Raw genomic sequence first — 12690 nt, forward strand, 5'->3', positions numbered from 1 at the left:
ATTCCCCGGCACGACGACGGGGATCAGGTGCAGGGGCGGCATCCCGCGGCAAGGGCCCGGCCCGCGCGGCCGCCGGCCTGGCCCAGGCGTTATGATTGCAAGCTTTTGGCCCGGTCCGCCCGGCTAGCCGCGCCCGCGCGGCGCGGGCGTCCTGATAAAACCCGCTCTTTCCGAGACGACACGCCATGCCGCAATACCGTTCCCGCACTTCCACCCACGGCCGCAACATGGCCGGCGCCCGCGCCCTGTGGCGCGCCACCGGCATGAAGGACGGCGACTTCGGCAAGCCCATCATCGCGGTGGTGAACTCCTTCACGCAGTTCGTGCCCGGCCACGTGCACCTGCGCGACCTGGGGGCGCTGGTCGCCGGCGAGATCGAAAAGGCCGGCGCGATCGCCAAGGAATTCAACACGATCGCGGTGGACGACGGTATCGCCATGGGACACGACGGCATGCTGTATTCGCTGCCGTCGCGCGAACTGATCGCCGACTCGGTCGAATACATGGTGAACGCCCATTGCGCGGACGCCATGGTGTGCATCTCGAACTGCGACAAGATCACCCCGGGCATGCTGATGGCCGCGATGCGCCTGAACATCCCCGTCGTCTTCGTCTCGGGCGGGCCGATGGAAGCGGGCAAGATCAAGTCGCCCACGGACGGCAAGGTGCTGGCCAAGATCGACCTGATCGACGCCATGATCAAGGCCGCCGATCCCAAGATGTCCGATGCGGAAGTCGCCGAGTACGAGCGCAGCGCGTGCCCGACCTGCGGCTCCTGTTCCGGCATGTTCACGGCCAATTCCATGAACTGCCTGACCGAAGCCCTGGGCCTGGCCCTGCCGGGCAACGGCACCATCGTGGCCACCCATGCCTGGCGCAAGGGGCTGTTCGAGGAAGCCGGCCGCCTGGTCGTCGAGCTGTGCCGCCGCTATTACGAGCAGGACGATGCCTCGGTCCTGCCGCGCAATATCGCCACCCGCGCCGCCTTCGAAAACGCCATGACGCTGGATGTCGCCATGGGCGGGTCCACCAATACCGTCCTGCACTTGCTGGCGGCCGTGCAGGAAGCCGGCGTGGATTTCACCATGGCGGACATCGACCGCATCTCGCGCCGCACGCCCTGCCTGTGCAAGGCCGCGCCGGCCACCGACAAGTACCACATCGAGGACGTGCACCGCGCGGGGGGTGTGATCGGCATCCTGGGCGAACTCGCCCGTGCCGGCCTGCTGGATCTCTCGGCGGGCAATGCGCACAGCGGCACCCTGGGCAAGGCGCTGGAAAAATGGGATATCAACGGCGGCGCCGGCGAGCAGGCCCGCACGTTCTACCGCGCCGCGCCGGGCGGCGTGCCCACCCAGGTGGCCTTCAGCCAGGACGCGACCTACCTGACCCTGGACCTGGACCGCAGCAACGGCGGCATCCGCGACCTGGCCCATGCCTATTCCAAGGATGGCGGCCTGGCGGTGCTGTACGGCAACCTGGCCGAGAAGGGCTGCATCGTCAAGACGGCGGGCGTGGATGAAAGCCAGCTGGTGTTCAAGGGCCGCGCGCGCGTCTTCGAAAGCCAGGACGCTGCCGTCGAGGCTATCCTGGGCGACAAGGTCGTGGCGGGCGACGTCGTGGTGATCCGCTACGAAGGGCCGAAGGGCGGGCCGGGCATGCAGGAAATGCTCTATCCCACGTCCTACCTGAAGTCCAAGGGGCTGGGGAAATCCTGCGCCTTGTTCACGGACGGGCGTTTTTCCGGCGGCTCGTCCGGCCTGGTCATCGGCCACGCGTCGCCGGAGGCGGCTGAACGCGGCACCATCGGCCTGGTGCACGACGGCGATGCCATCCACATCGATATTCCCAACCGCCGCATCCACCTGGATGTCAGTGACGCCGAACTCGCCGCGCGCCGCCAGGAAATGGACAGCCGTGGGGACAAGGCATGGAAGCCGGGCGAACGGCAGCGTGTCGTTTCCCAGGCGCTGCAGGCCTATGCCGCGCTGGCCACCTCGGCCGACCGCGGCGCCGTGCGCGACGTCAGCCAATTGACGCGGCGTTGATAGGCGGACGCCGGCCTGCTGGAGCAGCCCGCGGTCCCGGATCACCCGCACACGCTGTGTGGGTGACATAAAAACCCGGGCCCATGGAACTGAACGCCGGCCTATAGAACTGAACGGCCCCCCGAAAGCTGGACGGAAAATCCGGCCTTCGGGGGGCCGTTCACTTCAGGATCGGCCTTTTCTCGTCCGCGGCGTCCGTACGTGCCAGCGGCGCGGCGCCGCAGGCACTCGCCTCTACGCGCATTCCGAAGCGGGCTGTACCGCGATCACCGGCCCCGTCCGGCGGTCCAGCCGCCAGCTGTATAGCGCCACCAGCAATCCCCCCGCCGTCATCAGGCTGGCCACCCACGGCAGCGCGGCCAGGCCGGGGCCATGGTCGATGGTGAGTCCGCCCACCCAGGCGCCCGCGGCATTGCCCAGGTTGAAGGCCGCGATATTGAAGGCCGAGGCCAGGTTGGGCGCGCCGGCCGCCTTTTCCAGTACCCGCATCTGCAAGGGCGGCACCGTCGCGAAGCCCGCAGCGCCGAGCAGGCCGACGGTGATGGCGGCGGCGATCTGGGCGTGCGCCGTGAATGCGAATACCGCCTGCAGCAGCGCCAGGATCAGCAGCGTGCCCACCAGCGTGGGCATCAGCCGGCGATCGGCGAATTTGCCGCCCAGCGTGTTGCCGATCACCAGCCCCACGCCGAACAGCAGCAGGATGGGCGACACCGCGGTGTCCGGAAAACCCGCCAGCTGCGTCAGGATGGGCGCGATATAGGTAAAGGCCGCGAACACGCCGCCGAAGCCCAGCACGGTCATCAGGAAGCCCAGCAGCACCTGCGGACGGACCAGCGTGCGCAGCTCTTGCGCGAAATGGGCGCGGTGCTCGTCCCGGCTGCGCGGCACCAGCAGCGCGATGGCGATCATGGCCACGACGCCGATCGCCGTTACCGCCCAGAACGTGCTGCGCCAGCCGAAATGCTGGCCCAGCCAGGTACCCAGCGGCACGCCCATCACGTTGGCCAGCGTCAGCCCGGTAAACATCAGCGCGATGGCGGAGGCTTTCTTGTCCGCCGCGACCAGGCCGGTGGCCACGACCGAGCCGATGCCGAAGAAGGCGCCATGCGCGAAGGAGGTCAGTACGCGGGCCGCCATCAGCGTGCCGTAGCCGGGTGCCAGCGCACAGGCCAGGTTGCCCACGGTGAAAAGCAGCATCAGGCCCAGCAGCACCGTCTTGCGCTGCAGGCGCGACATCAGCGGCGTGACGATGGGCGCGCCGATGAAGACGCCCAGCGCGTAGCCGGTGACCAGCAGGCCCGCCGTGGACAGGCCGACGCCCAGGTCCGCGGACAGCTCGGGCAGCAGGCCCATGATGACGAATTCGGTGGTCCCGATGCCGAAGGCACCAGCGGCGAGTGCCCATAAGGCGATAGGCATGTCAGTTCCCGCAAAAAGGTTGGAAGCCTGCATTCTGCGCGCCGCCAACCGGGGGAAACAGACCGCCAGGAACAAAGGACTTGTACGCCCAGCGCAAAAATCCCTGCATGGATATCCGTCAGGGGCCTCGTCGGAGAGACCCGCCGGGAACCCTCGGCGTCAGAGATAGCCTTGTTCCATCTCGCGGCGGAATTGCAGGGCATCCTGGGCGTCGTCATAGTCCACGTCCGACCATTTCAGGGCCTGGGTCGCCCGGACGGGGCTCTTCAACTTGACCTCGTGCGCCAGCCCCAGCGGCAGGTAGCCGCCTTCCACCGAGTCGCGTGCCGGCATGAGCCGGCCGTAGACGGTGTAGCCGCCTTCGCCGTCCAGCACCTGCCCGGGCTTCATATCGCGCTTGGCCGTGGCCACGACGTCGCCGTGCCAGCCCGTGGGCGCGCCGGTGGGTTCGCGCCGCAGGGCCACGCTGGCCACGCTGATGCCCAGCTCCATCCCCATCAGGTGGTAGGGCTTGTACATGGCGGAATAGTTGCCGGTCGGGTCGGTCACCACGCCGTATTCCTTGAAGCAGCGCCGTACATAATCGCTGTCGGCCGCGATGACCACATACACGCCCCAGCGCAGATCGCGGTAGACCGGCCGGCCGTCGCGTTCCAGCGAGGACACCACTTCGACCTGGCCGCGGTGATGCAGGGTGCCGCCGTCCTCGCGTGGACGCAGCACCCGGGCCAGGTCGTCCACGCCGCAAGGCGGGAAATGCAGGCCCGACGGCGCAGGCAGCAGCCCGGTCGAATTGGACACCGCCGCCATTTCGATAGCGCTCTTCGTGCCGTCCAGGAAGCTGTTGAACATCTGGGCGTTGAAGTCGCCGGCGGCAACCATTTCCGGCGTGAAGCCGTAGTAGGGCCAGACCGTATCCGGTGTCGAGGTATGGAAAGCAGGCAGGTATTTGGTGCCCTTGCCGGCGGCAATGACTTCGAAGCCACTGGCACGTGCCCAGTCCACCATTTCGCAGATCAGGGCGGGCTGGTCGCCATAGGCCAGCGAATAGACGATGCCGGCCTCGCGCGCGCGGCGCGCCAGCAGGGGGCCGGCCAGCGCGTCGGCCTCCACGGTGACCATGATGATGTGCTTGCCGTGTTCGCAGCAGGCCAGCGCGTGCCGGATGCCGGCCGCGGCGCTGCCGCAGGCGTCGATGACCACGTCGATTTCAGGATGCGCGATGATGGCCAGCGCGTCTTCCGCGCAATACACGCTGCCGTTGCGGCAGGCCTGCCCGATCGAGGTGGCCTGCAGGGCGGCCGCGGGCCAGCCCACCTTGGTCAGCGCCGCGCGCGCCGACGCCGGCTTGAGATCCGCCACCGCCACCAGCCGCATGCCGGCGGTGCGATGCGCCTGGCTGAGAAACATGGAACCGAATTTGCCGGCGCCGATCAGGGCGATGCGTATCGGTTTGCCGTCTGCCTCGCGTTGCTTGAGCATGCGATGAAGATTCATTGTTGTCTCCTGGCGCCCCCGTTGGCGGATCCAGCCAGCTTACCGCAGGCAGGCGCGCCCGCGAGGGGCCGGCGTGGCGGGAATGTCGCGCCTACGGCGTTTGGGCGATCTGTTACGGCCCTAGCCGTCGGCGCGATAGAGTTCGCCGCCCAGCACATCGCGCCAGTTCGACCACGACAGGCGTGGCTTGTCCGAAACGTGCCGGTTATAGGGCGCGTCGTAGACGATGTGCCGCCAGCGCGGGCGGGCCGCGCCTTCGATGGCCGGGCGGTCGTCGATCAGGATATCGCCCTGCACCAGCGTCTTGTCGCGCGTCAGGATCAACCTTTCGGTCCACGGGCGGCCCAGGTGGCGCTCCACCCATTGGTATTTTTCCGCGACGCAGTTTTCGTATTGGCGCAAGGGAGAACTGCAAATGCGTACGTCCATGCCCACGGCCACCAGCTCGCGTATCGCGTCCAGGGCGCCCGGTACGGGCGGCAGATCGCGGATGAAGCCGGGAGCGGTGTAGAGGGCTTCCGCGCGCGGCCGCAGCGCCGGCGGATAGTCTTCCAGGATGTGGAAGGACCGGCGGTCCTCGAATTCCACTGGCGGGATGTCCGGATGGGCCAGGCGCCAGGCCGCGACGAAGGCATTTTCGAAATCGGCGAGCACGCCGTCTTGGTCGATCAGGATGAGCATGGCCCTGCGCGGGAAGGCTTAGAGGGAGACTATTGTGCCCTACGGCCGCGCGCGCGACGACCGCAGGCCCATGCAGGCAAGCTCCATGGCCGCGCCCCCACGAGCGCGCTACGGCCGCACACTTCCCGCTTGCGCGCTACGCCTGGGTCGAGGCCACGATGCGATAGCGTCCCGACCCGTCCTGCATGGAAGCCACCAGCACATACCGCTCATAGCGCCATTCGATGCGCGATGGCGCGGGCGCCGGCAATTCCCGTGTGTCCGCGTTGCGCAATAGCGTGACGTGCGGACGGAAATGCGGCTCGGGCCGCGCCGGGTGCAGCGCGCGTACCCAGTCCCATAATTGCCGGTGTTCGGCCCCCAGCTGCGCCGCGCCTTCGTCGGGATGCCCGTCTTCCGCGTCGGCCGGTCCTGCCCATACGATGCGGGGCCGCGGGAATGCACCATAGCGGCTAAGGATGACGGTGCCCGGCTGGATGCGCCGTCCCTGCGTCTCGCGCACCAGCGCGGGCAGCAGGTCGGCGGGGGTATCGCCCAGGAAGCCCAGGGTCAGGTGCAGCGTGTCGGGCCGCATGATGCGGCCGCCGCAGGTGGCGTGGGCGCGGGCGGCCCAGCCGCCCAGCTCGCGTACCGTCGCCGTGTCGGGCCAGAGCGCGAAGAACAGCCGGACGGACGGGCCGGGTGGATCGGATTGGGACGACGCGGGCATGGCTGGCATGGCGGATGGGGGCGGGAAAAAGGCCCCCAGTTTGCCATTCGCGTCAGCGCCGCGCCACGGGCTGTGCCAAGTGCGTGGCGTCGTTCCGCTCGGGGACGGCGGTGTCCGGGCCACCGGCCGGCGGGGCATCAGCCTGCCGCGCCGGGTCGCTGTCGGCCTGTTGCGCCGGTTCGGTGCCGAGTCCCCAGCCGCCGCCCAAAGCCCGGATCAGGTTTACCGTGGACCGGGCACGCTCGCCATCCAGCTGCACGGACACACGCTGCTGCGTGAGCACCGTGCGGTCGGAATCGATCACGTCCAGGTAGCTGATCGAGCCTTCCTTGTACTGGGTATGCGACAACTGCGCGGCACGCGCGGACGCCTGCACGGCGCGGTCCTGGGCCTGGGTCTGTTCGCCCAGGATGCGCAGATTGGCCAGGTTGTCCTCGACCTCGCGGAACGCACCCAGCACCGTCTGGCGATAGTTGGCCACGTCTTCCTCGTAGACGGCGCGCGCGCGGTCCAGCCCGGCCTGGCGGCGTCCCGCGTCGAAGATCGGCAGGCTCAGCATGGCGCCGGTCAGCGGTCCCAGCAGGAAGGTGCGGCTGGACCACTCGAACAGGTTGCCCAGCTCGGACGATTCATAGCCCGCGTAGCCGGTAATGTTCAACTGCGGAAAGAACGCGGCGCGCGCGGCGCCGATGCGGTCGTTGGCGGCCGCCATGGCGCGTTCGGCGGCGGCGATATCGGGCCGGCGTTCCAGCAGCGAGGACGGCAATCCCGCCGGCACATTGATCCCGATGCGCGCCAGCGGGTTGGGCGGCAGGGCGAATTCCGCCGGCGCCTTGCCCAGCAGCACCGCCAGCGCGTGTTCGGATTGCGCGCGGCGGCGGTCGATGCCCAGCGCCTCGGACTGCGCGGACGCCAGTTCGGAACGCGCGCGCGCCACGTCCAGCTCGCTGATATCGCCTTCCTTGTAGCGGCGTTCCACCAGGTCCAGCGTCTGCTGGCGCAGTGCCAGCGTCTGCACATAGATCTGGCGCTCGGCGTCCAGCTCGCGCACGATGAAATAGTTCTCCGCCACATCGCCTTGCAGCGCCAGCTGCACCGAACGCAACAGCGCTTCGCTTTGCTGCGCATCGGCGGTGGCCGCGTCGACGGTGGACGACACCCGGCCGAACAGGTCGGCCTCGTAGGAAACGCCCAGTTGCCCGCGCCATAGCGTGCTGGTGGTCGCCGGCCCGTTGTCGGGCAGTCCCTCCGACGCGGGCGAGGCCCGCTGGCGCGTGGGGCCGAAGTTGGCGGTGACTTCCGGGAACAGGCCGGAACGCGTCTGGCGTTGCAGCGCGCGCGCCTGGGCCAGGCGCGCCGCGGCGGCCTTCAAGTTCTGGTTGGCCTCGGCGGCCTGGCTTTCCAGGGCGTTCAGCGTGTCGTCGCCGAACACCTTCCACCATTCGCCGCGCAGCAGCGCTTCGGACGGTTGCGCGGTCTTCCATTGGCCGGCCTGTTGCGGCGGCAGCGCTTCCTTGAAGGCCGCCGTCACGGGCGCCGTCGGCCGTTGGTAGTCCGGCGTCAGCGAGCAGCCCGCCAGGATCGTTGCCATCAATGCCGACAACGCGTAGCGGTTCAGGGTTTTCATGCGGGACTTCATGTCTGTCATCCAGTTCGATTTATTCGGCGCCGGGCACGGGGTGGCCGTGGGCCGGGGTTTGGCCGTGCGGCGCGGTCGTCGGGGCCTCATGCTTGCCGGCCGAATGCAGCTTGCGCGGATTGAGCGAGCGCAGCGTCACGTAGAACACCGGCGTCAGGAACAGGCCGAACAGCGTCACGCCCAGCATGCCGAAGAACACCGCGATGCCCATCGCGTGGCGCATTTCGGAGCCGGCGCCCGAGGAGTACACCAGCGGCACCACGCCCATGATGAACGCGATGGAGGTCATCAGAATGGGGCGCAGACGCAGGCGGCAGGCCTCGACCGCGGCATCGAAGGCGCTGCGGCCCTGCATTTCCAGCTCGCGGGCGAACTCCACGATCAGGATGGCGTTCTTGCATGCCAGGCCCACCAGCACCATCAGCCCGATCTGCGTGAAGATGTTGTTGTCGCCACGCGTCAGCCACACGCCCGCCAGCGCGGCCAGGATGCTCATGGGCACGATCAGGATCACCGCCAGTGGCAAGGTCAGGCTTTCGTACATCGCCGCCAGCACCAGGAACACCAGCAGCACGCTGATCGGGAACACCCAGACGCCCGCGTTGCCGGCCAGGATCTGCTGGTAGGTCAGGTCCGTCCATTCGAACTTGATGCCGCGCGGCAGGGTCTGCGCGGCGACCCGTTCGGCCGCTTCCTTGGCCTGGTCGGACGAATAGCCGGGCGCCGGACCGCCGTTGATATCGGCGGCCGTGTAGCCGTTGTAGCGAACGACCATCTCGGGTCCGTAGGTCTGCGACACACGCACCAGCGAGGACAGCGGCACCATGTCGCCCGCGGCGTTGCGCGTCTTCAGCAGGCCGATATCCTCGGCCCGGGCGCGGAAGGGCGCATCCGCCTGGGCGCGCACCTGGAACACGCGGCCGAACCGGTTGAAGTCGTTCACGTACAGCGAACCCAGGTAGATCTGCATGGTGTCGAAGACATCGGTCACCTTCACGCCCAGCTGCTTGGCCTTGACGCGATCCAGGTCGACGTCCAGCTGCGGCACGTTGATCTGGTAGTTGGAGAACGATCGTCCCAGTTCAGGAGCCTTGGCGGCCGCCGCGACGAAGGCCTGCGTGGCGCGGTCCAGCGCCTCGTAGCCCAGCGCGGCGCGGTCCTCGATCTGCAGCTTGAAGCCGCCCAGCGTGCCCAGGCCCATCACCGGCGGGGGCGGGAAGACCGCGATGAACGCGTCCTTGACCGCACCGAACTTCTGGTTCAGGGAAGCGGCGATCTTGTCCGCCGGCAAACCCGCGCCCACGCGTTCCTCGAAGGGCTTGAGCGTGACGAACACGATGCCGGCGCTGGAGCTGTTGGTGAAGCCGTTGATCGACAGGCCGGGGAAGGACACCGCGTGGTCCACGCCGGGTTCCTTCATCGCGATGTCGCCCATGCGGCGGATCACGTCCTCCGTGCGGTCCAGGGATGCGCCGTTGGGCAGCTGGGCAAAGCCCACCAGATACTGCTTGTCCTGCGCGGGCACGAAGCCGCCGGGCACGATATAGGAGATGGCCACGGTGCCAGCCAGCAGCAGCGCGTACACCGCCAGGCTGGCGGACTTGCGTTTGATCACGCCGCCCACGTTGCCGGAATAACTCTCGGATGCACGGTTGAACACACGGTTGAACCAGGCGAAGAAGCGTCCCAGCACCTTGTTCATCGCCCGCTGCAGCCAATCCGGCTTGGCGTCATGGCCCTTGAGCAGCAAGGCGGCCAGGGCCGGCGACAGCGTCAGCGAGTTGAAGGCCGAGATCACGGTGGAGATCGTGATCGTCATGGCGAACTGCTTGTAGAACTGTCCCGTCAAGCCCGTCATGAAGGCCAGCGGCACGAACACCGCCGCCAGGGTCGCGGCGATGGCGATGATGGGACCGCTGACTTCGCGCATCGCGCGATAAGTCGCTTCGCGCGGCGTCAGGCCGGCGGAGATATTGCGTTCGACGTTTTCCACCACCACGATGGCGTCGTCCACCACGATCCCGATGGCCAGCACCATGCCGAACAGCGACAGCGCGTTGATCGAATAGCCGAAGGCCAGCAGCAGCGAGAATGTCCCGATGATGGACACCGGCACGGCCAGCAGCGGGATCAGCGAGGCCCGCCACGTCTGCAGGAAGATGATCACCACGACAACGACCAGCGCGATGGCTTCGAGCAGGGTATGCACCACGGCTTCGATACTGGCGCGCACGAACTGCGTCGGGTCGTACACCACGTCGTACTTCACCGACGGCGGGAAGTCCGCCGACAGTTCCTTCATTGCTTCGCGCACCTGCTTGGAGACGTCCAGCGCGTTCGCGCCCGGGGCCTGCATGATGCCCAGTGCCACCGCCGGCTTGTTGTCCAGCAAGGAACGCAGGCCGTATTCGGCGGCGTCCAGTTCCACGCGGGCCACGTCGCCCAGGCGCACCACGCCGCCGTCCGGCGACGTCTTCAGGACGATATTGCGGAATTCGTCCTCGCTGGCCAGCCGGCCCTGCGTGTTGACGTTCAATTGCAGCGGCACGTTGGACAGGGTGGGCGATGCGCCGATCACCCCGGCCGCCACCTGCACGTTCTGCTCGCGGATCGCCGCGACGACATCGGAGGCCGTCATGCCCAGCTGCGCGACCTTCTGCGGATCCAGCCAGATGCGCATGGAATAGTCGCCCGACCCCCACAGCTGCACGTCGCCGACGCCGGAGATCCGCGACAGGCGGTCCTTGACGTTCAGCACCGCATAATTGCGCAGGTACGTCATGTCATAGCGGTTGTCCGGCGAGATCAGGTGCACCACCAGGGTCAGCGTGGGCGAGCTCTTGGCGGTGGTCACGCCCAGGCGCTGCACGTCATCGGGCAGCCGCGGCAGCGCCTGCGATACGCGGTTCTGCACCAGCTGCTGCGCCTTGTCCGGGTCCACGCCCAGCTTGAAATAGACCGTCAGCGTCATGTTGCCGTCGCTGTTGGCCTGCGCCTGCATGTACAGCATATTCTCGACGCCGTTGATCTGTTCTTCCAGCGGCGCGGCGACGGTTTCGGCGATGACCTTGGGGTTGGCGCCCGGATACTGGGCATGCACCACCACGGATGGCGGTACGACTTCCGGATATTCCGATATCGGCAGCTGGAACATGGCCAGTATCCCGGCCAGTAGTATCAGCACCGACAACACGCCCGCGAAGATCGGGCGGTCGATGAAGAATTTGGATATGTTCATGACGCTCTCGGTGGCGATTCAGGTCAGGCGGGGTCGGCGGGCGTCTTGGTCCGGCTGGTCCGTATCGGGGACTCCAGCCCGGCCATGGGCACGACGGTGGGCGCAACGGCATCGCCCGGGCGCACGCGCTGCAGCCCGTTGACGACGATGTGTTCGCCCGGCTTCAGGCCGTCGGTGATGACGCGCAGGCCGTCCTGGGACGCGCCCAGCTGGACTTCGCGGTATTGCACGTGGTTCTGGCCGTCCACGACCATCACGAAACGCTTGTTCTGGTCCGTGCCCAGGGCGCGTTCGTCGATCAGGATGGCGTTGTGCGGATTGCCGCCGCCCAGGCGGATACGGGCGTACAGGCCGGGCACCAGCGTGCCGTCGCCGTTCTCGAAGGTGGCGCGCACGCGGATGGTGCCCGAGCTGGTGTCCAGCCGGTTATCGACGTACTGCACGTTGCCGCGGCGCGAATAGCCGTCTTCATTGGCCAGGCCCATGTACACCGGCACCTGTCCGCCCTTGCCCGTGCGGGCGGGATTGACGTACTTCAGGAAGCTTTGTTCGTCGACGTCGAAGGAGGCGTACATGGGATCGACCGAGACCAGCGTCGTCAACGGCACCGAAGCGGCGCCGGCGGCCACCAGGTTGCCCACCGTCACTTCCGCCCGCGATACGCGGCCCGACACGGGCGCGACGATATGGGTGTAGCCCAGGTTCAGCCGGGCGATCTCCAGCGCCGCCTGCGCCGCCTTCAGGTTGGCGGCGGCTTCGCGCGCGTCGTTCTGCTTCTGTTCGAAGTCGCGGCGCGCGATGGCGTTGTCGGTGATCAGGCGCTGGGCCCGGGCCAGTTCCGACGCCGTGTAGGCCACGCGCGCCTTGGCGCCGGCCAGGTTGGCCTCGGCGCGGTCCACCTCGGCCTGATAGGGCAGGGGATCGATGGTGAACAGCTCATCGCCCTTGCGGACCAGGCTGCCGTCCTTGAAATGCACGGCCATCAAGGTGCCGGACACGCGCGGGCGGATCTCCACGCGGTCCACGGCTTCTAGGCGGCCGGAATAGCTTTGCCAGTCCGTGATGGAGCGTTCCACCACCGCGGCCACGTCCACGGGCGCCGCCGGCGGCGCGCCGGCGGCCGTGGCGCTATTGGCGCCCTGGCCGCGAACCAGAATGATGCCGCCGGCGATGGCGATGACGACGGCGAACGTGGCCGCCAGTGCGTAGCGACTGCGCAACACAGACATGTGAGTCCTCTTTCTTAGGGATAACGGCGGTCGTGGACGATACTTCCCGGGTGCGCGACAGCGGCGCGGGTCACGGAAACCGGGCACTTATGCCCGGTGGCGGGCGTAGCCGCCTTGGCGCTGGGTTTTATGGTTATCCACGCCTGGGCGTGGTTTGCCGGCCGGCGGGTCCTTGGCGAAAACCGGCCTGGCGCGGCGCGCATTCGTGACAGAGGGCGGGGAAGCCGGTA

General features: G+C 67.8%; 8 protein-coding genes. 1 reads left to right on the forward strand and 7 read right to left on the reverse strand.

The annotated features are described in order from the left end of the window. Window positions 1-185 precede the first annotated feature (185 nt). Window positions 186-2048, forward strand: a complete 1863-nt coding sequence (gene ilvD, locus AKI39_RS01705) for a dihydroxy-acid dehydratase (protein WP_066631852.1) — start codon at window positions 186-188, stop codon at window positions 2046-2048. 234 nt (window positions 2049-2282) lie between these two features. Here the strand turns inward: ilvD and AKI39_RS01710 are convergent, their stop codons facing one another. From AKI39_RS01710 to AKI39_RS01740, 7 genes are all read right to left on the reverse strand, one after another. Then, window positions 2283-3467 carry an MFS transporter gene (locus AKI39_RS01710; RefSeq protein WP_066631853.1) on the reverse strand — a complete coding sequence of 395 codons (1185 nt, stop codon included), beginning with the start codon at window positions 3465-3467 and terminating at the stop codon, window positions 2283-2285. A 159-nt stretch (window positions 3468-3626) separates the two neighbouring features. Further along, window positions 3627-4964 (reverse strand): NAD(P)H-dependent oxidoreductase, encoded by a 1338-nt coding sequence (locus AKI39_RS01715; protein WP_066631855.1) that lies wholly within the window; start codon window positions 4962-4964, stop codon window positions 3627-3629. A 120-nt stretch (window positions 4965-5084) separates the two neighbouring features. Beyond that, complete coding sequence (locus tag AKI39_RS01720; RefSeq protein ID WP_066631862.1) at window positions 5085-5645, reverse strand: 5'-3'-deoxyribonucleotidase; 561 nt, start codon at window positions 5643-5645, stop codon at window positions 5085-5087. A gap of 136 nt (window positions 5646-5781) precedes the next feature. Beyond that, window positions 5782-6354 (reverse strand): RNA 2',3'-cyclic phosphodiesterase, encoded by a 573-nt coding sequence (gene thpR, locus AKI39_RS01725; protein ID WP_066641954.1) that lies wholly within the window; start codon window positions 6352-6354, stop codon window positions 5782-5784. A 52-nt stretch (window positions 6355-6406) separates the two neighbouring features. Further along, complete coding sequence (locus AKI39_RS01730; protein WP_145925168.1) at window positions 6407-7993, reverse strand: efflux transporter outer membrane subunit; 1587 nt, start codon at window positions 7991-7993, stop codon at window positions 6407-6409. Window positions 7994-8012: 19 nt separating this feature from the next. After that, window positions 8013-11231, reverse strand: a complete 3219-nt coding sequence (locus AKI39_RS01735) for an efflux RND transporter permease subunit (RefSeq protein WP_066631864.1) — start codon at window positions 11229-11231, stop codon at window positions 8013-8015. A gap of 23 nt (window positions 11232-11254) precedes the next feature. Beyond that, a complete protein-coding gene (locus AKI39_RS01740; RefSeq protein WP_066631866.1) occupies window positions 11255-12460 on the reverse strand; it encodes an efflux RND transporter periplasmic adaptor subunit in 1206 nt (401 codons plus the stop codon). Window positions 12461-12690 lie beyond the last annotated feature (230 nt).

The organism is Bordetella sp. H567, from assembly GCF_001704295.1.
In the GTDB taxonomy this organism is placed as follows: domain Bacteria; phylum Pseudomonadota; class Gammaproteobacteria; order Burkholderiales; family Burkholderiaceae_B; genus Bordetella_C.

What these genes read in the sequence shown, in the direction of transcription:
- thpR (WP_066641954.1), bottom strand. Translation starts at nt 6,354, where the DNA reads ATGCCCGCGTCGTCCCAATCCGATCCACCCGGCCCGTCCGTCCGGCTG.
- ilvD (WP_066631852.1), top strand. Translation starts at nt 186, where the DNA reads ATGCCGCAATACCGTTCCCGCACTTCCACCCACGGCCGCAACATGGCC.
- AKI39_RS01735 (WP_066631864.1), bottom strand. Translation starts at nt 11,231, where the DNA reads ATGAACATATCCAAATTCTTCATCGACCGCCCGATCTTCGCGGGCGTG.
- AKI39_RS01720 (WP_066631862.1), bottom strand. Translation starts at nt 5,645, where the DNA reads ATGCTCATCCTGATCGACCAAGACGGCGTGCTCGCCGATTTCGAAAAT.
- AKI39_RS01710 (WP_066631853.1), bottom strand. Translation starts at nt 3,467, where the DNA reads ATGCCTATCGCCTTATGGGCACTCGCCGCTGGTGCCTTCGGCATCGGG.
- AKI39_RS01730 (WP_145925168.1), bottom strand. Translation starts at nt 7,993, where the DNA reads ATGAAGTCCCGCATGAAAACCCTGAACCGCTACGCGTTGTCGGCATTG.
- AKI39_RS01740 (WP_066631866.1), bottom strand. Translation starts at nt 12,460, where the DNA reads ATGTCTGTGTTGCGCAGTCGCTACGCACTGGCGGCCACGTTCGCCGTC.
- AKI39_RS01715 (WP_066631855.1), bottom strand. Translation starts at nt 4,964, where the DNA reads ATGAATCTTCATCGCATGCTCAAGCAACGCGAGGCAGACGGCAAACCG.